Origin of the sequence: Vibrio caribbeanicus ATCC BAA-2122, assembly GCF_000165125.1 — a bacterium.
GTDB lineage: Bacteria > Pseudomonadota > Gammaproteobacteria > Enterobacterales > Vibrionaceae > Vibrio > Vibrio caribbeanicus.
In genome coordinates, this window is sequence record NZ_AEIU01000033.1 from 1 (window position 1) to 20,485 (window position 20,485).

General features: G+C 42.6%; 20 protein-coding genes, 1 tRNA gene and 2 pseudogenes. 10 read left to right on the forward strand and 13 right to left on the reverse strand.

The genetic code is table 11. The features are described 5' to 3' along the window. The first annotated feature begins 63 nt into the window (after window positions 1-63). Window positions 64-140, forward strand: a tRNA-Asp gene (locus tag RH40_RS03425). 202 nt (window positions 141-342) lie between these two features. Here the strand turns inward: RH40_RS03425 and RH40_RS03430 are convergent. Next, window positions 343-1,636: pseudogene (locus tag RH40_RS03430) on the reverse strand (cation:proton antiporter). Between the two features lie 167 nt (window positions 1,637-1,803). Between RH40_RS03430 and metH the strand changes: the two are divergent. After that, window positions 1,804-5,483, forward strand: a pseudogene (gene metH / locus RH40_RS03435) (methionine synthase). A 36-nt stretch (window positions 5,484-5,519) separates the two neighbouring features. Here the strand turns inward: metH and mgtE are convergent. From mgtE to RH40_RS03495, 12 genes are all read right to left on the reverse strand, one after another. Beyond that, window positions 5,520-6,875: a magnesium transporter gene (mgtE, locus tag RH40_RS03440; protein ID WP_009599936.1), complete on the reverse strand. Its 1,356-nt coding sequence runs from the start codon at window positions 6,873-6,875 to the stop codon at window positions 5,520-5,522. A gap of 91 nt (window positions 6,876-6,966) precedes the next feature. After that, window positions 6,967-7,245 carry an HPr family phosphocarrier protein gene (locus RH40_RS03445; RefSeq protein ID WP_009599937.1) on the reverse strand — a complete coding sequence of 93 codons (279 nt, stop codon included), beginning with the start codon at window positions 7,243-7,245 and terminating at the stop codon, window positions 6,967-6,969. Continuing rightward, window positions 7,245-8,111 (reverse strand): RNase adapter RapZ, encoded by an 867-nt coding sequence (rapZ, locus tag RH40_RS03450; RefSeq protein ID WP_009599938.1) that lies wholly within the window; start codon window positions 8,109-8,111, stop codon window positions 7,245-7,247. Before rapZ ends, RH40_RS03445 begins: the two co-directional genes overlap by 1 nt. Beyond that, window positions 8,111-8,557 (reverse strand): PTS IIA-like nitrogen regulatory protein PtsN, encoded by a 447-nt coding sequence (gene ptsN / locus RH40_RS03455; RefSeq protein WP_009599939.1) that lies wholly within the window; start codon window positions 8,555-8,557, stop codon window positions 8,111-8,113. Before ptsN ends, rapZ begins: the two co-directional genes overlap by 1 nt. Before the next feature lie 4 nt (window positions 8,558-8,561). Further along, window positions 8,562-8,849 (reverse strand): ribosome hibernation promoting factor, encoded by a 288-nt coding sequence (gene hpf, locus RH40_RS03460; RefSeq protein WP_009599940.1) that lies wholly within the window; start codon window positions 8,847-8,849, stop codon window positions 8,562-8,564. Window positions 8,850-8,872: 23 nt separating this feature from the next. Further along, window positions 8,873-10,345 (reverse strand): RNA polymerase factor sigma-54, encoded by a 1,473-nt coding sequence (locus RH40_RS03465; protein ID WP_009599941.1) that lies wholly within the window; start codon window positions 10,343-10,345, stop codon window positions 8,873-8,875. Window positions 10,346-10,396: 51 nt separating this feature from the next. After that, window positions 10,397-11,122 (reverse strand): LPS export ABC transporter ATP-binding protein, encoded by a 726-nt coding sequence (gene lptB, locus RH40_RS03470; protein WP_009599942.1) that lies wholly within the window; start codon window positions 11,120-11,122, stop codon window positions 10,397-10,399. Between the two features lie 2 nt (window positions 11,123-11,124). Further along, complete coding sequence (gene lptA, locus RH40_RS03475) at window positions 11,125-11,622, reverse strand: lipopolysaccharide transport periplasmic protein LptA (RefSeq protein WP_009599943.1); 498 nt, start codon at window positions 11,620-11,622, stop codon at window positions 11,125-11,127. Next, on the reverse strand, window positions 11,603-12,166 hold the full coding sequence (gene lptC, locus RH40_RS03480) for an LPS export ABC transporter periplasmic protein LptC (protein WP_009599944.1): 564 nt from the start codon (window positions 12,164-12,166) through the stop codon (window positions 11,603-11,605). The genes lptA and lptC overlap by 20 nt, the downstream gene beginning before the upstream one ends. After that, window positions 12,163-12,711, reverse strand: a complete 549-nt coding sequence (gene kdsC / locus RH40_RS03485) for a 3-deoxy-manno-octulosonate-8-phosphatase KdsC (RefSeq protein ID WP_009599945.1) — start codon at window positions 12,709-12,711, stop codon at window positions 12,163-12,165. The genes lptC and kdsC overlap by 4 nt, the downstream gene beginning before the upstream one ends. Continuing rightward, entirely contained in the window at window positions 12,711-13,676 is a 966-nt protein-coding gene (locus RH40_RS03490) for a KpsF/GutQ family sugar-phosphate isomerase (RefSeq protein ID WP_009599946.1), read from the reverse strand. The genes kdsC and RH40_RS03490 overlap by 1 nt, the downstream gene beginning before the upstream one ends. Window positions 13,677-13,694: 18 nt before the next feature. Continuing rightward, the gene (locus RH40_RS03495; RefSeq protein ID WP_009599947.1) at window positions 13,695-14,663 is read right to left on the reverse strand and encodes a calcium/sodium antiporter; all 969 of its coding nucleotides are present in this window, start codon (window positions 14,661-14,663) and stop codon (window positions 13,695-13,697) included. Window positions 14,664-14,903: 240 nt separating this feature from the next. On the opposite strand from RH40_RS03495, the gene mlaF reads away from it, so the two are divergent. The 8 genes from mlaF to RH40_RS03535 all read left to right on the forward strand — a co-directional run bounded on the left by mlaF (window position 14,904) and on the right by RH40_RS03535 (window position 20,311). Next, on the forward strand, window positions 14,904-15,701 hold the full coding sequence (gene mlaF / locus RH40_RS03500) for a phospholipid ABC transporter ATP-binding protein MlaF (protein WP_009599948.1): 798 nt from the start codon (window positions 14,904-14,906) through the stop codon (window positions 15,699-15,701). Then, the gene (mlaE, locus tag RH40_RS03505) at window positions 15,698-16,489 is read left to right on the forward strand and encodes a lipid asymmetry maintenance ABC transporter permease subunit MlaE (RefSeq protein WP_009599949.1); all 792 of its coding nucleotides are present in this window, start codon (window positions 15,698-15,700) and stop codon (window positions 16,487-16,489) included. The genes mlaF and mlaE overlap by 4 nt, the downstream gene beginning before the upstream one ends. A 2-nt stretch (window positions 16,490-16,491) precedes the next feature. Further along, on the forward strand, window positions 16,492-16,989 hold the full coding sequence (gene mlaD, locus RH40_RS03510; protein WP_039954140.1) for an outer membrane lipid asymmetry maintenance protein MlaD: 498 nt from the start codon (window positions 16,492-16,494) through the stop codon (window positions 16,987-16,989). After that, complete coding sequence (locus RH40_RS03515) at window positions 16,982-17,620, forward strand: MlaC/ttg2D family ABC transporter substrate-binding protein (protein ID WP_009599951.1); 639 nt, start codon at window positions 16,982-16,984, stop codon at window positions 17,618-17,620. The genes mlaD and RH40_RS03515 overlap by 8 nt, the downstream gene beginning before the upstream one ends. After that, window positions 17,620-17,922, forward strand: coding sequence for an STAS domain-containing protein (locus RH40_RS03520; RefSeq protein WP_009599952.1), 303 nt, complete (start codon window positions 17,620-17,622; stop codon window positions 17,920-17,922). The genes RH40_RS03515 and RH40_RS03520 overlap by 1 nt, the downstream gene beginning before the upstream one ends. Before the next feature lie 21 nt (window positions 17,923-17,943). Continuing rightward, the gene (gene ibaG, locus RH40_RS03525; protein WP_009599953.1) at window positions 17,944-18,198 is read left to right on the forward strand and encodes a BolA family iron metabolism protein IbaG; all 255 of its coding nucleotides are present in this window, start codon (window positions 17,944-17,946) and stop codon (window positions 18,196-18,198) included. Between the two features lie 9 nt (window positions 18,199-18,207). Beyond that, window positions 18,208-19,467 (forward strand): UDP-N-acetylglucosamine 1-carboxyvinyltransferase, encoded by a 1,260-nt coding sequence (gene murA, locus RH40_RS03530; protein ID WP_009599954.1) that lies wholly within the window; start codon window positions 18,208-18,210, stop codon window positions 19,465-19,467. A gap of 115 nt (window positions 19,468-19,582) precedes the next feature. Further along, window positions 19,583-20,311, forward strand: a complete 729-nt coding sequence (locus tag RH40_RS03535; RefSeq protein WP_009599955.1) for a 1-acylglycerol-3-phosphate O-acyltransferase — start codon at window positions 19,583-19,585, stop codon at window positions 20,309-20,311. The last annotated feature ends 174 nt before the right edge of the window (window positions 20,312-20,485 follow it).

Genomic DNA, 20,485 nt, shown 5'->3' on the forward strand with positions numbered 1-20,485 from the left:
GATTACTTCTTTGCTTTACGATAAAGTGAAGAAAACATTTAGACTTTAATGTCTAACCAGTGCGGAGCGGTAGTTCAGTTGGTTAGAATACCGGCCTGTCACGCCGGGGGTCGCGGGTTCGAGTCCCGTCCGCTCCGCCATTTATTCCAAACCCTAGCAGCAATGCTAGGGTTTTTTCGTTTTTACCCACTATCACTTCTATCGATACTTATCGATTAATACGCGCTGGTCCAAGCAACTACTTCGGCTTGAAGCCTCGCACTGTAATGAAATCTTGCTGTCTTGTTCAATTTGCAAATACAAAAAAAAGCAGCCAATGGCTGCTTTTTTGTAAGGGGCAGTTTAACTATCAGATGCGTCTATTTCTTTTTGCTCTATTTTTGCCTTCTCTATCATTGGCGTAATAGTGGAGCCTTGAACTAGGATAGAAAACACGACAACAGCGTAAGTCATTACTAGCACAATCTCCTTAACGTCAATGAGTTTGTCTTGGATAACCCAGATACCGGATGGGATAGACAGCGCCATAGCAAGAGCAAGTCCTCCTCTTAGTCCTCCCCAAGTAAGAATTTTTGTTGACCAAGAGTTATAAGCACGATAGCGCTTAAAGCCAACATAAGATAAAGCGACACTAAGATAGCGTGCTGCGAGTACCAGAGGGATAGCAAAAGCCATTAGAATGAAATCTTCCTCGTGGAAATCGAAAAGTAGCATCGACATTCCGATTAATAAAAAGAGCACACCATTTAAAAACTCGTCGACTAACTCCCAAAAGTGATCTAAATGCTCTTCACTGACTTTCGAAAAACCGATAAAACGGGTCCAGTTGCCGATCATTATCCCTGAAACAACCATCGCGAGTGGTCCGGATACATGTAATACCTCAGCAAACGCGTAGCCTGCAGTAGGGACTCCAATGGTAAGCAACAATTCCATTGAATGATCATCTGTTGAGCTGATGAGGTAATGGAACAAAAGGCCCAGTGCAAAACCATAAATGATGCCTCCCAGAGCCTCTTGCATAAACAGCAGAGTAACGCTGCCAACAGTAGGTGCTTCGTGGCCAAACGCAATGGTAAAGATAGTGACGAAGATGACGAGACCAAAACCATCATTAAAAAGGGACTCACCTTCGATCTGCGTAGAAATGCGTTTGGGTGCATCGAGTTTTTTTTACGATAGCGAGGACGGCAATCGGGTCAGTAGGAGATATGAGTGCACCAAAAAGTAAACAATAGATAAAGTCAAAAGGAATCCCTATTAGTTGACAGAATCCGTATAGAACTGAGCCGATAAAAAAGGTTGAAAATAAAGTGGCTCCGAGTGCAAGTACGGTAATTTCCCATTTTTGGTCTTTAAGATGTGGTAGCTTAATTCCTAAGCCTCCAGCAAATAAAAGAAATCCTAAAATTCCTTTTAAGAGAAAGTCCTCAAAGTTAATACTGGCAACTGTATTTGATGCAATCTCTGTAAGGTGAAACCAATCATTTTGTCCTGCAATAACGATGATGAGTGACAGCATCATAGAGCCTGCTGTTATAGCGATGGTAGTTTGCATTTTACCCACTTTGCTATTGAGAAATGCAATGAGCATAGCCGCAGCAGATAAAAAACATAGTGTGTAGTAAACCGACATGGGGATTCCGATGTGTAACAAATTATGAATTGGAATTTTCGGTCGCTCATGTGTAAATAGCAAACACTTTTTGTTATAAATAAGTAATCAAATCTGATTTTGGACGTCTAGACTTCTTATTTTTCTGTGGTAGGATGAAATGATAAAGACAAGGATAAGGCAGTTCCATAGTGAGTAGTGTAAGGCAACAAATTGAAGCACAGTTAAAACAAAGAATTTTGCTGATTGATGGTGGTATGGGCACCATGATCCAAGATTATAAACTGAGTGAGTCGGAATATAGGGGCGAGCGTTTTGCCGACTGGCAATGCGATTTGAAAGGTAACAATGATTTGCTTGTTCTATCTCAGCCCCAATTGATAAAAGAGATTCACCTTGCCTACTTAGAAGCTGGCGCTGATATTCTAGAAACCAATACTTTCAACGCGACGACCATTGCAATGGCTGATTATGAGATGGAAAATCTCAGTGCCGAAATTAACTACGCAGCAGCCAAATTAGCTCGTGAAGCAGCTGATGAATGGTCTAAAAAACACCTTCTAAACCAAGGTATGTCGCCGGTGTCTTGGGACCCACCAATAGGACGTGCTCTATTTCTCCCGATGTTAACGATCCTGGTTATCGCAACGTGAGCTTTGATGAATTGGTTGTGGCTTACTCTGAGTCGACCAAAGCACTCATTAAAGGTGGCGCAGACTTAATTCTGATTGAAACTATTTTTGATACCCTTAATGCCAAAGCCTGTGCTTTCGCTGTGAATAGCGTTTTTGAGGAGTTAGGCTCTGATTTACCAGTTATGATCTCCGGCACGATAACTGATGCGTCAGGAAGAACCTTATCTGGTCAGACAACCGAAGCCTTCTATAATTCTCTACGTCATATAAATCCTATTTCTTTTGGACTCAACTGTGCGTTAGGACCAGATGAATTACGCCCTTATGTCGAGGAGTTAGCTAGGATCTCTGAGACCTTTGTTTCCGCTCACCCTAATGCCGGTCTGCCTAACGCTTTTGGTGAATATGACTTGTCACCACAGGAAATGGCTGAACACGTACAGGAGTGGGCTTCAAGCGGTTTTTTGAATCTCATCGGAGGGTGTTGTGGCACAACGCCCGAACACATTCGACAAATGGCCGATGTGGTAGAAGGTATATCCGCTCGTACTTTACCTGAACTTCCTACTGCCTGCCGTTTATCGGGGTTAGAGCCTCTGACTATCGCAAGTGATACTCTGTTCGTTAATGTTGGAGAACGAACCAACGTTACAGGCTCGGCACGTTTTAAAAGACTGATCAAAGAGGAGCTCTATGATGAAGCTCTGGATGTGGCGCGTCAGCAGGTGGAGAATGGAGCTCAAATTATTGACATCAATATGGATGAGGGAATGCTCGATGCTCAAGCTTGTATGACACGTTTCCTCAACCTTTGCGCGTCTGAGCCTGAGATTTCCAGGGTGCCTATCATGGTTGACTCATCCAAATGGGAAGTCATTGAGGCGGGATTGAAATGTATTCAAGGTAAAGCCATCGTTAACTCTATCTCTTTGAAAGAGGGAAAAGAAAAATTTGTCGAGCAAGCTAGGTTGATCCGTCGCTACGGTGCTGCGGTAATTGTCATGGCTTTTGATGAACAAGGGCAGGCTGAAACTAGGGAACGCAAACTTGAAATCTGCACCAAAGCGTATCGTATTCTTGTCGATGAAGTGAATTTTCCTCCTGAAGATATTATTTTTGATCCTAATATTTTTGCTATCGCTACGGGTATAGAAGAGCATAATAATTACGCGGTAGATTTTATTGAGGCGGTCGCTGATATCAAACGAGATTTACCGCACGCTATGATATCCGGCGGTGTATCAAATGTATCCTTCTCTTTTCGAGGAAACAATTACGTACGTGAGGCTATTCATGCGGTCTTTCTCTATCACTGCTTTAAGCATGGCATGGATATGGGCATTGTTAATGCGGGCCAACTGGAGGTCTACGACAATGTACCTAATGCATTACGAGAAGCTGTAGAGGATGTCGTCCTCAACAGAAGAGAAGACGCAACTGAACGCTTATTGGATATGGCGTCAGAATACGCAGGCAAAGGTGTCGGTAAAGAAGATGACGCCACGGCACTTGAATGGCGTTCATGGTCAGTAGAGAAACGTCTCGAGCATGCTTTGGTTAAAGGAATCACTGAGTTTATTGTCGACGATACTGAGGAGGCTCGTCTCAAAGCAAGTAAGCCGCTAGAAGTTATCGAAGGTCCATTAATGGATGGCATGAACGTAGTTGGTGACTTATTTGGTGAAGGCAAAATGTTCTTACCCCAAGTGGTGAAATCTGCAAGAGTAATGAAACAAGCCGTTGCTCACCTTGAACCCTTTATTAATGCAGAGAAACAGGCTGGAACCTCTAACGGGAAAATATTACTCGCGACGGTTAAAGGAGATGTTCATGATATTGGTAAAAATATTGTTGGTGTAGTGCTGCAATGTAATAACTATGAAATTATCGATTTAGGTGTAATGGTTCCTTGTGAGCAGATCTTAAAAGTCGCAAAGGAAGAGAATGTCGACATTATAGGTTTATCTGGGTTGATTACCCCCTCTCTTGATGAAATGGTTCACGTAGCAAAAGAGATGGAGCGTTTGGAGTTTGATTTACCATTATTAATCGGCGGCGCAACCACATCTAAAGCGCACACGGCGGTGAAAATAGAACAGAATTATAAGCATCCTGTGGTTTATGTAAATAATGCATCCAGAGCCGTTGGCGTTTGTACCTCCCTTCTTTCTAATGAGCTAAAACCTGGTTTTGTGGAAAAGCTTGATGCAGATTATGTTCGTGTGCGAGAACAGCACAATAGGAAGAAACCACGCACTAAGCCGATCAGCTTAGAACAAGCGAGAGCAAATAAAGTGGACATTAATTGGCACGAATATACCCCTCCAGCACCGTTACAATCAGGAATTCATATCTTTGATGATGTCGATGTCGCTACATTACGCCAATACATTGACTGGACGCCATTTTTCATGACTTGGTCACTTGTAGGTAAGTACCCGACTATCTTTGAGCATGAGGAAGTTGGAGAAGAAGCTCAGCGCTTATTTAACGATGCAAACGTGCTTCTCGATAGAGTTGAGAATGAAGGGTTACTGAAGGCTCGTGGAATATGTGGTCTATTCCCTGCAGCCAGTGTTGGAGATGATATCGAGGTTTATAGCGACGAATCTCGCACTGAAGTGGCAAAAGTATTATGTAATCTTCGACAACAAACTGAGAAACCAAAAGGGTTTAACTATTGTCTCTCTGATTATATTGCGCCTAAAGAGTCTGGCAAAAAAGACTGGATAGGAGCCTTCGCTGTCACTGGAGGAATTGGTGAACGAGAGCTGGCTGATCAGTACAAAGAAGCGGGCGATGACTATAACGCAATCATGATCCAGGCGGTAGCCGATAGGCTAGCAGAGGCGTTTGCCGAATATTTACACCAGTGTGTTAGAAAAGAGATCTGGGGCTATGCAGTTGATGAATCCCTGTCAAACGATGATCTGATTCGTGAAAAGTATCAAGGCATACGTCCAGCTCCCGGCTATCCAGCATGTCCAGAACACACTGAAAAAGGAAGTTTATGGCAGCTGTTGGACGTCGAGGAGAAGATAGGAATGTCGCTAACCAGTAGCTACGCGATGTGGCCCGGCGCTTCGGTCTCAGGCTGGTATTTCTCACACCCAGAATCACGCTATTTCGCCATAGCACAAATTCAAGAAGATCAGGTCAGAAGCTATGCTGATAGAAAGGGCTGGGAGATATTGGAAGCAGAGAAGTGGCTCGGCCCCAATATAAATAACTAGTTTGGCGGATAAAGCGCAACATTGGTTGCGCTTTACTCAGATGAGCAGGGTGGCAAGCCCAAGGAAGACTGTCAAACCTATCACGTCAGTGACGGTTGTTAATGCCATACCTCCTGCTAGCGCAGGGTCGATGTTCATCTTCTTTAGCAAAATAGGGATGCTTACGCCTGCGATGCCAGCAACAACTAAGTTAGTCAACATGGCAGCAGAGATAATTCCTCCCAGTAGCCAATTGCCCTTCCAAGCGACAACAATACCACCGATAATTAGTGCCCACATTATGCCGTTAAGCACACCAATCAAGGCCTCTTTCATCAGTAATTCTCGTTTGTTTGAGTCGCCAATATGTCCCAGAGCTAGGCCTCTTATGACCAGCGCAACGGTTTGGTTCCCGGCAACGCCACCCATTGAGGGGACTATAGTCATTAGTACTGCGATTGCAGCCATTTGCTCTAATGTTGCCTCGAACATATTGGAGACGGATGCAGCCGCAAGAGCAGCTAGAACATTTGCTGCAAGCCAAATACTGCGCTTTCGTGCTGATTTTACTACAGGAGCAAATGTATCTTCATCGTCGTCCATCCCTGCCAAACTCATCATAGAGTGTTCTGCATCTTCTCGGATAACATCGACAACATCATCAATGGTTATACGGCCAACCAGTTTGCGTTCTTGATCAATAATCGGTGCTGATACCCAGTTACGTCGTTCAAATAAGCTCGCCACATCAGAGTCTATCATGTTGACATCAATTGCCTCTTTTGCATCTTCCATTACTTCGGCGATTGGGATATCTGGTTGAGTAGTTAAAAGAGTCGTGATGGGGAGTTCGCCTATGAGTCTATTTTCTGTGTCGATCACGTAAAGTGCATCAGTGGCTTCTGGAAGCTCTCCTTTGATTCTCAAATAGCGAAGTACCACATCGACATCAACATCACCACGAATGGTGATAAAGTCAGTACTCATAATGCTACCAGCACTACCCTCTGGATAGGAAAGTGCTGTTTCGACAAGCAAACGCTCTGTCGTATCCATTTGAGAGAGAACCTCTCGAGAAACATCATCAGGCAAACTTCTTAAGACGTAGGCAACATCGTCTGTTTCCATGCCTTCGGTTGCTTCTGCTAATACTTCCGGAGCCATTTTTGAAACTAGGCTGTCTTTTACATCCTCAGTTAATTCATCTAGGATTTCACCATAATCTTCTGGATCGGTAAGTTGCCATAGCACCTCACGACTTTTACGTGGTGAGGCTTCAAGAAGGTGGGCGATATCCTCTGGTTCCATGTCTTGCAACTGGCGTCTAACATGGACAAAACGACCAATTTCTAGCGACTCGGTAATTTCTTGCAGGGCTTGGTGAGCTTGATCGAATTCTATTTGCTCTGCCATTTGTTCCCCCTGACTCGGTTTGCTAACAATGGTATGAATAGTAACTTAATTTTAGAAGGGATTTAATAAGTTATTTGTCTAGAATGCAGATTCATTCATCTTCATTAAATTTGTCTTCGATGAGACTGCAGATAGCCTCTAAAGCTAATTCCGCGTCTACTCCTTGCGCCTTAACAGTGATGTACTGTCCTTGAGCTGATTCGAGCATAAGAAGTCCCATGACACTATCTGCAGTGGCATGTGCACCTTCGTGGTTTTCTATGGTTAATACTGCCTGATAAGATTGAGCAAGTTCAACCAGTTTTACTGCAGCGCGAGCATGTAGCCCTAAGCGGTTCTGAATCAATAAGCGACGTTTTTGTTGCATCATTAAGAAATCTTTGAATTACTCTCAAACGTTGTGTGGCGTATTTGAACTTGATGTCCCAACTGCGCGAAGTGCTCGCCAATCTTCTGTGTGAGATAGACGGAGCGATGTTTACCACCTGTACAACCAATAGCAATCGTCAGGTAACTTCGATTGCTCTTTTCTAGCAATGGAAGCCATCGTTCTAAAAAGTTCTGTACGTGACTCTTGAACTCAACTACATCCACTTGTTTTTCAAGAAATAACTTCACAGGGTCATCAAGACCAGTTAGCGCTCTCAATGCAGGCTCCCAGTGAGGATTGGGTAAAAATCTAGCATCAAAAACATAGTCGGCGTCAGCTGGAAGACCGTATTTAAAGCCGAAAGACTCAAAAACCATAACGAGATCTTTCCTTTCTCTCCCTTCAACTCGCATTCTGATTATCTCGCTCAGCTCGTGTAAAGAGAGGTCACTACTGTCAACCACCAGGTCTGCATCTTGTTTTAAAGGCATCAATAACTCTCTCTCTTTCTCAATCGCTTGTTGAAGAGAAAGCTTGTCTTCTGTGAGAGTTAATGGGTGTATACGCCTCGTTTCACTGTACCTTTTTAACAGTGTGTCAGAACCAGTGTGTAGAAAAAAGATACTTACATCTGAGTTTTTCTTTAGACGTTCTAAAACATCAGTAAACAAGGCTGGTTCTTTTGGCAGGTTCCTAATATCGATACTAACAGCGACATTCTGCTTGGTTTTCTTTTCAGAGCAGATAAAGGCTTCTAACATACTGACTGGTAGATTATCAACGCAGTAATAGCCCAGATCCTCTAGGACTCTCAGAGCAATTGATTTCCCTGCACCAGACTGACCGCTTACGATGATTAGACGCATTATTGATTTACCATAATGTCATAGAGCTCCTGATCTGTTTGGGCTTTACGGAGCTGTTTCAATACCTGTTTATTGTTGAGACGCTCGGCCATGCTTGATAATGTCTTTAAGTGCTCTTTGCACTGAGCATCGGGTACAAGGAGCGCAAATAGTAAATCGACCGGACGATTATCTATTGCGTCAAATTCAATGGGCGATTCACACTGCAGTAATACTGCAATAGCCTTGTCACTGCTTTGCATTCTTGCATGAGGAATGGCTATCCCATTACCAATGCCCGTACTGCCCATTTTTTCACGGCTGAGCATACATTCAAATAAAACATTAGAGCTTTGTCCAGTTTGTTCGGCAACAATTTCACTGATCATCTCTAAGGCGCGTTTTTTACTGGTACATTGAACTGCACTTTTTGTGCAGTTCAATGTTAGGATTTCACTTAGTTGCATGGTATTAGTGAGCGTTTAGCTTTTCTTTGTGCTTATTTAACTGTCGTACGAGTTTGTCGACCAATGAGTCTATCGCAGCATACATACTTTCATCATCCGAAGAAGCGTGAATTTCAGCTTGGTTTACATGAAGTGTCGCTTCTGCAATGTGATTTAATTTTTCTACTTTGAGTACTACATGAACATTGTTGATATGGTCAAAAAAACGCTCAAGTTTTTGAAATTTTTCGTGAACATAATCTTGCATGGAGTCTGTCAAGTCAACGTGGTGGCCATTAATGTTAATTTGCATAGAGTTTCCTTCTCAGTTTTAGCCTAAAGTAGGCGTTTGCGCTGGCTTGAAGGGGCAATACCCAAAGATTCACGGTATTTTGCAATGGTCCTTCTGGCGACCTGAATCCCTTGTTCAGCCAGTAAAGCGGCAATCTTACTATCACTCAGTGGCTTAACGCTGTTTTCTGCAGCAATGAGTTTTTTGATGAGTGCGCGGATTGCAGTAGATGAGCACTCCCCACCATTGTCGGTACTGACATGGCTCGAGAAAAAGTATTTTAATTCAAAAATACCTCGTGGGGTATGCATATATTTTTGCGTTGTAACTCTTGAAATTGTTGATTCATGCATGTCGACAGTGAGTGCTACGTCATTTAACACCATCGGCTTCATTGCTTCTTCACCATACTCGAAGAAATCTCGCTGGTGATCGACGATACATTTTGTGACTTTTAATAGTGTTTCATTACGACTTTCGAGGCTTTTGATCAACCACTTAGCTTCTTGTAGGTTAGAGCGAATGTATTGACTGTCTGGGCTGTTTCCCTTTCCGAGTGAGGCGTAGTGCTGATTTACTCTCAGTTTGGGTATTGAGTCTGGATTTATCGTCACTAACCATCTGCCGTGTTCTTTGAACACAGACACATCAGGGATAACATACTCAGCTTGCTCAGAAGCGATTCGATTACCCGGCCTTGGGTCAAGTTGCTGAATAAGTTTTAAAACTTCACGTAAGTCGGCTTCTTTTAGTTTTGTTTCTTTTACAACCAGTTTATAGTCTCGATTGCCTAATTGATCGATATGGTCGGTTAATACTTGACGTGCTTCTCTCAACCAAGGCGTGTCCTCGGGAAAAGTAGCAAGCTGCAGCAATAAACATTCTTGCAGATTGCTGGAGGCTACGCCTAAAGGGTCAAACTGCTGAATTCGCTTCCGAACTGCTTCAATTTCTTCAATCTCGAGCTCGTCATGGTTAAAACTATCGAATATTTCTTGAGTTGAAACCGTTAAGTAACCGTAGTTGTCGATTGCATCGATAATCGTCAATGCTATAGTTCGGTCTATTTCACTAAATGGAGTTAGGTCGAGCTGCCACAATAAATAATCTTGTAGCGATTGAGTGGTCTCGCCTTGATAAATGGGCATATCATCGTCAAGGACCATTCCAGTGCTTCCGGTATTGGCGCTATAAACATCATCCCATGTCGTATCAATTTCAAGGTCGTTGCTGATCTCAGACTGTTCAATTAAATCGGAACTATCCTTAACTTCAGGCTCTGCTAGGTCACTATTCTCTTGGGCTGATTCCTTAGCCACCTCTTCGGTGCGATGTGTTTCTTCTGAAGCAGCCTCATCGCTGGCCTCTTCAACTTCTAAAAGCGGGTTTGAATCCAAAGCTTCCTGAATTTCTTGTTGTAGGTCAAGCGTCGAGAGCTGCAACAAGCGAATGGCCTGCTGCAGTTGTGGCGTCATCGCTAACTGCTGTCCTAACTTAAGCTGTAATGAGGGTTTCATTCGGTCTTGTATGCCTTAGTAGTCGAGAATCTTACCGTTCTTCCTATATAATCATAGACGGAATTGTTCACCGAGATAAACCTGTTTGACTCGCTCATTATTCAATACCTCATCTGGTGTGCCTTGAGCAATGAGATGTCCTTGGCTAACAATGTAAGCTTTTTCACAGACATCGAGTGTCTCACGGACATTATGATCGGTGATCAACACCCCCAAACCACGGTCCCTAAGGTGCTCAATAATTTTTTTGATATCGATAACGGAAATTGGGTCAACGCCAGCAAACGGCTCATCCAACAAAATAAACTGGGGATTAGCGGCCAATGCACGTGCGATTTCTACCCTTCTCCGTTCACCACCTGATAATGACATACCTGTGCTATGGCGTATGTGTTGAATGTGGAATTCTTCTAACAAATCCTGCATTTTATCTTGGCGTTGCTCAATAGTGAGTTCTTCTCGAGTCTCAAGAACCGCCATAATATTATCTTCTACCGATAATTTTCTAAATATCGATGCTTCTTGAGGAAGGTATCCTATTCCCATTCGGGAGCGACTATGCATAGGTAAGATACTGATATCTTTACCATCGATTGTAATTGCTCCCTCATCTCGTGCAACTAGACCCACTATCATATAGAAGGAAGTTGTTTTACCAGCGCCATTAGGACCCAGTAATCCAACTATTTGCCCCGATTCAACTTGTATGCTCACATCGGTTACTACTTTTCGGTCACCATACGTTTTTGCAAGATGTTCTGCTTTTAAAATAGCCATGATTACTCTTGTGTTGATTGTGGCTGAAGAACGGTTGAGACACGATCGCCTTGTTGTTTTCCATCTGCGATTAGTTTTTGGGATGAAATGTTATAGGTAATCTTGGAACCACGAATAACACTATCATCTTGTGATAGCATTGCTTGATCTATCATGGTGAGCTGGTCATCTACCATCACGTAGTAAAGCTCTTTAGCTTCCCCATAAAGTGTCTTACCATCTTCAGAAAGCTGAGAAAATGTTGCCAGATTACCGTACCCTTCAATTCTCCTGATGGTTGAATCTTTTGGATCACGCTCTACAACGACTTTATCTGCATTAATGTTGATGCTGCCTTGTTTAAGCTTAACATTGCCAATGAAGGTGGCTTTATTGCTTTGCATATCCAGTTGTTGACTGTCAGCATCGACATAAACTGGTTGCTCCGTATCTGAATCCAAAGCTAACGCTAGAGCTGGTGTAAATAGAACAAATAGGAGACTAAGGTGTGAAAGTTTCATATCTACCTTGTACATTTTTGTATAGTGTGGCGTGGTTATCGGCGAAGTTGCCCGTTATGGCTTGCCCCGTTGTTTCAAACTTTTGACCATTCATTTGGACTTGGTTGTCAGCCCAAAAGTCCCGGCTTTTCAATTGAATATTCATCATATTTGTCTTTAATGTATCGAAACCCGAATCAGGTAAAAGGTTATGCGCCAGTACATCATCATAGAGTGTTAATATATTATCTTTGCTCAATACACCGCGAAGGGCTGTTATTTCCCACTCTTGCACTGTGCCGTTTTTGTATACTTTCAGCACTGGGTGGTCAAAAACGGTTGTACCGTTTTTAGCGTAATGGTCCAAGTTGAGAGAGGTAATCACATAACTACGTACACCATCCTCAGTGTAAGAGGTATTTATTAGCCCCTTGCCACTGAACATGGGCAACTCTGTATTTGGTTCTACTTGAATATCATAACTCTGTTGTTGGTCAAAAAGATAGTAAGTTGACCAGCAGATGATAAAGAAAAGTAGCAGATAAACAATACGACTTAGGGTCATATGCTTAAGCCTTTGTGTAGTTCTAACTCACCACGAGCCTCGAGAACGAGATCGCAGACTTCTCGCACAGCGCCGTGCCCACCCTTCATCACTGTAATGTAATTGGCTTTCTTTACGAGTAAAGGATGCCCGTCAGCAACACAGACTTTTAAAGCCACTTTTTCCATTACAGGCCAATCAATAAGGTCATCTCCTACATAGCCTGTTTTACTGGGGCTTATCGCAAGACTCTTACAAATCTCATTGTAGGCTTGCAGTTTGTCATCTTGACCTTGATAAATGATATTAATCCCAAGTGATTTCATGCGATTTTCAACAATTTTGGATTTTCTGCCAGTGATAATCGCGACTTCAATACCAGCACTCATAAGTGATTTGATACCATAGCCATCACGTGTATGGAAAGTTTTTAATTCTTCGCCATTATTACCCATGTAAATAAGGCCGTCTGAAAATACACCGTCGACATCAAAAATAAGTAGCTCAATAGACTTGGCTATGTCTAGCACGTTTGGTTTCACATCTTGATATAGTGTTTGGTTCACTAGAGCACCCCTGCTTTCAATAAATCGTGCATATTCAATGCTCCAATTACCTTTTTGTCCTCACAGATAATTAAACCACTTATGCTATTTTCTTGCATTAGGTTCAGTGCTTCTGCTGCCAGCATATTCGCATTTGCAGTTGTTGGCTTCACTGTCATGACTTCACCGATAGCTGTACTGTGGATATCAATTCGCTTATCTAATATCCGTCTGAGATCTCCATCGGTAAATATTCCAACTAAAGACTCATTTTCACAAACGACGGCGACCATTCCTAGTCCCTTTTGGCTGATTTCAATTAAAGCGTCTTTTATTAACGTATTTGCAGGGACCAATGGAAGGGCATCACCCGTATGCATAATATCTGTTAGCCTGAGTAGTAACTTACGACCAAGTGCTCCCCCCGGGTGGGATAAGGCAAAATCTTCTGCCGTGAACCCTCGAGCTTGCAGTAAAGCAACCGCTAGCGCATCACCCATAACCAATGTTGCCGTTGTACTAGAGGTTGGTGCGAGGCCCAGTGGGCAGGCTTCTTCGGAGGCATCGATTAAAAGATGATAATCGGAAAGTTTTGCCATTGTTGATTGTGCTTTTCCTGTAATGCTAATCATCTTAACCTTCAGCCGCTTTAAGACTGGAAATAGACCAAGTATTTCAGAAGATTCTCCAGAGTTTGATATTGTGATGACAATATCTTCGGGAGAAACCATGCCAAGATCTCCATGTGCTGCTTCTCCGGGGTGCACAAAAAAAGCGGGCGTCCCCGTACTTGCAAATGTTGCTGCTATCTTTTTACCGATATGTCCAGATTTCCCCATCCCCATAACGACAACTTTGCCAGCTTTATTTGCAAGTATGAGGTTACATACATCAATAAAATTTTGGTTAAAGCTATGCTCTAGTTTTTTTAAAGCATTAATTTCGGTTGTAAGAACCTTGTTAGCGGCAGCACGATAATCAAACATAAAAAGTCCAGAGTAATATTAAGCGGTCATGTTCATGATTAAGTAGGTTTGATAGCCAATAAAACAGAAAAACAATAGGGTGCCTTCCAGTCGGTTGACACTGCGTGATTTTCCCAGTGCCATGAAAACAAGCAAGATTGATAGGGCTAGCATAACCCAGAAGTCACGTCCCATTGCATATTCACTTAAAAGGGTTGGATTAATAATTCCAGGAATACCCATTACCGCTAGAATATTGAATACGTTGGAGCCAATAATATTACCTACAGCCATATCGTCTTCGCCTTTCATGACACCGGCCAGTGAGGCTGCTAGTTCCGGTAGGCTGGTACCAACAGCAATGATAGTTAAGCCGATAACAAGATCACTCATTCCGAAATATTGAGCGATAGTTACTGCGTTTGTTACCAAAACATCTGCTGAGAGAGGTAGAATTATCAATCCGATTAGTACCCATATACAAGCTTTGGGATTGCTAACGCCTTCAGGAACTTCGGCTTCTTGTTCTTCGATAAGGACATCACCATTACTTTTTTCTTTGCGGCCAATTCTCAACATTGCAAAAATAAAGGCAGCAAATAAAACAAACAAGAGAATACCTTCATTAAAACCTAGTTTGTTGTCCCATAGTATCACTCCAGCTAATAATGTGACTGCTATCATCAACGGTAGTTCCCGTCTTATCACTGCTGAACTGATCGAAAGAGGTTTGATCATTGCCGTGATTCCAAGTATCAGAGCAATATTGGCAATATTGGAACCAAGCACATTACCGACTGCTGTATCTGTTTTACCATCAAGTGCTGCGGTTGCCGATACCATCATTTCGGGAGCTGAAGATCCCATAGCTAAAATGGTCATGCCGATCACGAGCGGTGAAATACCAATATTTCGAGCAAGCGCAGCAGCCCCGTAAACTAATCTGTCTGCGCTCCAAACTAAGAAAATGAGGCCGACAATAAGAAATGCAATTGCGTCGAAGGGCATGATAATTCCTGTCATTATTTCGCAGTTTTAAGTGGGACTGCTAAGTTTGACGGTTTGAGGATAAAAAAGAAAGTGATTCGTTAAATTTATTGTGAAGAACATTTACGGTTTTAGCTAGAATTTATGTCCAGCTTTGGTAGGAGAGCTACCTTAGTTTGATATTTAATCGAACAGTGCTTTAAATCTGATTAAAATGTGCTTATGATTGCGAATTCTGACGAGTGCTAATATAGGTACAGTATGAGTTCTGAAGATTTAGTCAAAGTAGAACAACTTACGTTTTATCGAGGCGAAAGAAAAATATTTGATAACATAAGCTTACGTGTCCCGAAAGGCAAGGTTACAGCGATAATGGGGCCTTCTGGAATCGGAAAAACGACCCTGCTGCGCCTTATTGGTGGCCAGATGCCTCCTGATTCTGGCAGTATTTGGTTTGATGGACACAATATTCCATCTTTGGGGCGCAAGCAGCTGTATCAAGAGAGAAAGAAAATGAGTATGCTGTTTCAATCAGGAGCTCTTTTTACAGATCTATCCGTTTTTGATAATGTGGCCTTTCCACTGCGTGAACATACTCAACTCGATGAGCAACTTATTCGGACTTTGGTGTTACTTAAGTTGGAAGCTGTCGGCTTAAGAGGTGCTGCCAATTTAATGCCTAGTGAACTTTCTGGTGGCATGGCGAGGAGGGCGGCTCTAGCACGCGCTATTGTATTGGACCCTGAACTTATCATGTACGATGAGCCTTTCGTGGGACAAGACCCAATTACAATGGGAGTGTTGGTTGAGCTTATTGGTAATTTGAATCGAGCCTTAGGCATCACGTCAGTCGTTGTGTCGCACGATGTCCCTGAAGTGATGAGTATCGCTGATTGGGTTTATATACTTGCTAATGGTAAAATTATCGCAAGCGGCACCCCAGAAGAGCTCCGAGCCAACACAGATCCGCAAGTTCAACAGTTTATGGAAGGTAATGCCGATGGGCCTGTGCCATTCCGTTTTCCATCTCAACCCTTACAGAGTGAACTTTTTTCATGATAAAAGGTGTTATTAACCTGACTGCTTCGACTGGGCAAAGGGCTTTGCAGATTTGTGAGTCATTTGGTCGAGCAAGTTTGATGTTGTGGGGGGCATTAGTCAATAGGCCTCAGCCACTGAAAAATGCTCCCTTACTTATTCGTCAACTCTATAGTGTTGGAGTCCAATCACTGCTAATCATTGTCCTCTCCGGGCTTTTTATTGGCATGGTACTAAGCTTGCAGGGATATGTGATCCTAGTTGATTTTGGTGCAGAAGGTGCGTTGGGTCAGATGGTTGCCCTTTCCCTTTTGAGAGAGCTTGGTCCTGTTGTAACAGCCCTTTTATTTGCAGGGCGAGCTGGTTCAGCACTCACTGCTGAAATCGGTTTAATGAAAGCAACGGAGCAATTGTCCAGTTTAGAAATGATGGCGGTTGATCCACTAAAACGCGTGATTGCTCCCCGATTTTGGGCTGGCGTTATTTCTATGCCAATGCTTGCTATGATCTTCATGGCAGTAGGTATCTGGGGAGGGCAATTAGTTGGTGTTGATTGGAAAGGGATTGATAATGGTAGTTTTTGGTCTGCAATGCAGGCTTCTGTAGAGCTAGGGCAAGATATAGGTAACAGTCTCATTAAAAGTATGGTTTTTGCTTTTACCGTCACTTGGGTTGCTTTATTTAATGGGTACGATGCGGTTCCAACCTCGGAAGGTATAAGCCGAGCCACCACTCGTACGGTTGTACACTCCTCTTTGGCTGTACTTGGTCTCGACTTTGTACTTACCGCATTGATGTTTGGGAATTGATGATGCAAAAAAATCGAAAGATTGAATTATGGGTCGGTAGCTTTGTGCTTGCTGGCATTTGCGCAATTTTGGTAATGATTTTTCAAGTTGCTGACGTAAAAAATTTGGGCTCTAGCGATACTTATACACTAAAAGCAGAGTTTGATAATATTGGTGGTTTGAAAGTGCGTTCACCAGTGAAAGTTGGTGGTGTTGTTGTTGGTCGGGTAACTAACATTGGTTTGAATAGTGATTCTATGGTTCCCGTTGTTACGGTTGCAATCAATGCAACCTACGATAAATTCCCAGACACTTCTAGCTTAAAAATACTCACATCAGGTCTGATCGGAGAACAATATTTATCACTAACTCCAGGCTTTATTTTCGATGATGAAAAAATGCTCCAAGACGGTGATTATGTGGAAGATACAAAATCTGCATTAGTATTAGAAGATTTGATTGGTCAGTTCCTTTATAGCGTTGGTGGTGATTCCCAAAAGGAAGGAGATAAAAATGATTAAAAAATTAATGTTTGCTCTTCTTCCACTTATGCTGATTTTTAATGTGTCGGCAAAGGAGATAGATAGGACCAAACCATACGAAATGATGAAGCAGGTCTCTGAGAATACTTTCGCTCGACTAAAAGCCGAGCAAAGTAAAATACGCAAGGAACCCAATCATCTTAAAGTTGTGGTTGAAGAAGAGATGATGCCTTATGTTAATGAAAAATATGCGGCTCTCAAACTTCTCGGCTCTAATTTAAAAGGAGCAAAGCGAGAAGATGTCAGCGAGTTTATCCGAGCATTTCATGGTTACTTGGTGACGTCTTACGCTCAAGCCTTGACTCAATATAGAGATCAGAAAGTTGAATTTGGCCCTATGCCAAAGGTTGAAGATGGTAAGAGCATAACTAAAATTAAAGTTGAAATTATCGATTCTCCTAGGCCGAATATTCAATTGGAGTTTAAACTCCGTCGTGATAAGAAAACGGGTGAATGGAAAGCATTTGATCTCATTGCTGAAGGAATAAGCTTACTTGATAGTAAGCAATCTGAGTGGAGCACTAAGATTCGTCAAGATGGCATTCTGTCTGTTGCCAAAGAGTTAGAAAAATTGGCTGATACTCCGATTCGTTTTGAGAGTAATAACTAATGACAAAGGGTAATTGGCAAAAATTATCGTCTGGATCTTATGAGCTGGCTGGAGACCTCACTCGGGATACAGTTCCAGGTTTATGGGATGATTTACAGACGCTTACATTTGAACAGTCAAGTTTAACAATCTCTTTATCTGGGGTTCTTAGAGTCGATTCTTCAGGTATGGTTATGCTAATCCACTTATTAGAGCATGCAAAAAAGCAAAACTGTCATATAATGCTAAGTTTTGTACCTCAACAGCTAATGACTTTAGCCGCTTTGAGCAGTGCAGAAGAGTTGTTTTTAGGACATATTTAAGGAATTCAACAGGGGTTAATTGTGGATAGCACAGAAGTACAACAGATTTTAAGCCAAGCACTCGAACTAGAAGAATTACATGTAAAAGGAGAGGGCAGTCATTACGAGGTCATTGCTGTTGATGTTCGTTTTGAAGGGATGAATCGTGTAAAAAAGCAACAATTAATCTACGCTCCGCTAATGGAATACATTCAAAGAAATGATATCCATGCAGTTTCGATTAAAGCCTACACACCGGATGAGTGGGCTCGTGACAAAAAATTAATGTCACTTTAGGGTTGGATTATGGATAAGTTTCGAGTTATTGGCTCCAGTAAGCCACTTGAAGGTGAAGTGCAAATTTCGGGTGCTAAGAACGCAGCCTTACCTATTTTGTTCGCTTCAATCCTAGCAGAGCAACCTGTAGAGGTCGCAAATGTTCCCCACTTGCGTGATATTGACACGACAATAAGTTTGTTACAAAAACTTGGTGCTAAAGTTGAGCGTAATGGCTCCGTTTATGTTGATGCTAGTGGTATTGATGAACACTGCGCTCCGTATGACTTGGTCAAGACAATGCGAGCTTCGATTTGGGCGTTAGGCCCACTAGTCGCACGTTTCGGTCAAGGGCAGGTCTCTTTACCCGGAGGGTGTGCGATTGGTGCACGTCCTGTTGATTTGCACATTCAAGGGCTTGAGCAGTTGGGTGCAAAAATTGTGCTTGAAGATGGGTACGTTAAAGCGACCGTTGATGGCCGTTTGAGAGGCGCTCATATTGTCATGGATAAAGTGAGCGTAGGGGCAACCATCACTATTATGTGTGCAGCGACTCTCGCTACGGGAAAGACAATACTTGATAACGCCGCTAGAGAGCCTGAAATTGTCGATACTGCTGAGTTTTTAAATACTCTCGGTGCTAAAATAACAGGCGCAGGTACTGATACTATTACTATTGAGGGTGTTGAGCGATTAGGTGGTGGAAGGCATGAGGTCGTCGCTGATCGCATAGAAACCGGCACCTTCTTGGTTGCTGCGGCTGTTTCAGGTGGTAAAGTGGTTTGTCGTGGTACAAAAGCACACCTTCTCGATGCTGTTTTAGCAAAACTCGAAGAAGCAGGAGCTCTTATTGAAACTGGGCCAGATTGGATATCAGTTGACATGACGGGGCGAATTTTAAAGGGCGTTAACGTTCGCACTGCCCCGCATCCCGGCTTTCCCACTGATATGCAGGCACAATTTACCTTGCTTAACTTGATTGCTAAAGGTGGTGGCATTATTACTGAAACCATTTTTGAAAATCGTTTTATGCACGTTCCTGAGCTGATGAGAATGGGAGCGAAAGCAGAAATTGAGGGCAATACCGTTATTTGTGGAGACGTTGATGGGTTGAGTGGTGCTCAAGTTATGGCAACGGATCTCCGCGCTTCTGCGAGTCTCGTTATTGCTGGCTGCATTGCAAGTGGAGAGACAATAGTAGATAGGATTTATCATATCGATCGTGGTTACGATAAGATTGAGGATAAATTATCCGCACTTGGCGCGAACATTGAACGTTTTAGTGACTGATGCATAATCAGTCAACATTTGTAAGCCGAAACTTAAGTTTCGGCTTTTTTATGCTCGGTAGATCAGTTAGAGTCTGCTCTGTAAATAATTTGACTCTCTATATCGGAGTACCTAAATGATTGCACTACTGCGTGTATTGGCGATTGTGATTTTTGCAATAGTAATGTTTGTTTTTGGCTGTGGTTATTGTTTACTTAGCCCTCGCAACCCTAAACATGTTTTTACCTTCGGACGTCTTTTTGGCAAGATGTCACGAGTATTTGGCATTAAACTCGATCTGAGAGTGCCTGACGACGCTTACGAACGTGGCCAGCACATTTATATTGCTAACCATCAAAATAATTGGGATCTCTTCACTGTGTCTTCAGCAGTAACGCCTAAAGTCGTTACCGTGGGTAAGAAGAGTCTTGTCTGGGTACCATTGTTTGGACAATTGTACTGGCTAACGGGTAATATTCTCATTGATCGAGCCAATCGTTCCAAAGCTAAAGGTACTATCGATCAGATCATTGATAAAATGAAAGGTTCAGATGTTTCTGCATGGATTTTTCCTGAGGGAACCCGTTCACGTGGGCGCGGATTATTGCCCTTTAAAACAGGCGCTTTTCATGCGGCAGTTGGTGCCCATTTACCGATAATCCCTGTTGTCTGCAGTTCTACTAACCATCTTAAATTCAATCGATGGGATAACGGACATGTGATCGTTGAAATGCTGCCTCCAGTTTCTGTTGAGGGAATGGAGAAAGATGATATTCGCGAGCTAGCAAATGACTGTCGTGAGAAAATGAGGTTAAAGTTGCAACAGCTTGATGAAGAAGTAAGAGAGCTGAATAGTCGAGCATAAAGCATCACAATATTAAAAGCCCTAGCCTAGTGTTAGGGCTTTTTTGTGGGCAAAGATAAAATCATCTGCTTGGTCATATAAAGAGTATAGAAGGCATCGGTAAACTCGATGGCTTTATGATGGACAAGTGATACAGATGAAAAAAAACCAAGTCAGTAAGACTTGGTTTAAAAT

What these genes read in the sequence shown, in the direction of transcription:
- mgtE (WP_009599936.1), bottom strand. Translation starts at nt 6,875, where the DNA reads ATGGCAGAGCAAATAGAATTCGATCAAGCTCACCAAGCCCTGCAAGAA.
- RH40_RS03445 (WP_009599937.1), bottom strand. Translation starts at nt 7,245, where the DNA reads ATGATGCAACAAAAACGTCGCTTATTGATTCAGAACCGCTTAGGGCTA.
- rapZ (WP_009599938.1), bottom strand. Translation starts at nt 8,111, where the DNA reads ATGCGTCTAATCATCGTAAGCGGTCAGTCTGGTGCAGGGAAATCAATT.
- ptsN (WP_009599939.1), bottom strand. Translation starts at nt 8,557, where the DNA reads ATGCAACTAAGTGAAATCCTAACATTGAACTGCACAAAAAGTGCAGTT.
- hpf (WP_009599940.1), bottom strand. Translation starts at nt 8,849, where the DNA reads ATGCAAATTAACATTAATGGCCACCACGTTGACTTGACAGACTCCATG.
- RH40_RS03465 (WP_009599941.1), bottom strand. Translation starts at nt 10,345, where the DNA reads ATGAAACCCTCATTACAGCTTAAGTTAGGACAGCAGTTAGCGATGACG.
- lptB (WP_009599942.1), bottom strand. Translation starts at nt 11,122, where the DNA reads ATGGCTATTTTAAAAGCAGAACATCTTGCAAAAACGTATGGTGACCGA.
- lptA (WP_009599943.1), bottom strand. Translation starts at nt 11,622, where the DNA reads ATGAAACTTTCACACCTTAGTCTCCTATTTGTTCTATTTACACCAGCT.
- lptC (WP_009599944.1), bottom strand. Translation starts at nt 12,166, where the DNA reads ATGACCCTAAGTCGTATTGTTTATCTGCTACTTTTCTTTATCATCTGC.
- RH40_RS03490 (WP_009599946.1), bottom strand. Translation starts at nt 13,676, where the DNA reads ATGTTTGATTATCGTGCTGCCGCTAACAAGGTTCTTACAACCGAAATT.
- RH40_RS03495 (WP_009599947.1), bottom strand. Translation starts at nt 14,663, where the DNA reads ATGCCCTTCGACGCAATTGCATTTCTTATTGTCGGCCTCATTTTCTTA.
- mlaF (WP_009599948.1), top strand. Translation starts at nt 14,904, where the DNA reads ATGAGTTCTGAAGATTTAGTCAAAGTAGAACAACTTACGTTTTATCGA.
- mlaE (WP_009599949.1), top strand. Translation starts at nt 15,698, where the DNA reads ATGATAAAAGGTGTTATTAACCTGACTGCTTCGACTGGGCAAAGGGCT.
- mlaD (WP_039954140.1), top strand. Translation starts at nt 16,492, where the DNA reads ATGCAAAAAAATCGAAAGATTGAATTATGGGTCGGTAGCTTTGTGCTT.
- RH40_RS03515 (WP_009599951.1), top strand. Translation starts at nt 16,982, where the DNA reads ATGATTAAAAAATTAATGTTTGCTCTTCTTCCACTTATGCTGATTTTT.
- RH40_RS03520 (WP_009599952.1), top strand. Translation starts at nt 17,620, where the DNA reads ATGACAAAGGGTAATTGGCAAAAATTATCGTCTGGATCTTATGAGCTG.
- murA (WP_009599954.1), top strand. Translation starts at nt 18,208, where the DNA reads ATGGATAAGTTTCGAGTTATTGGCTCCAGTAAGCCACTTGAAGGTGAA.
- RH40_RS03535 (WP_009599955.1), top strand. Translation starts at nt 19,583, where the DNA reads ATGATTGCACTACTGCGTGTATTGGCGATTGTGATTTTTGCAATAGTA.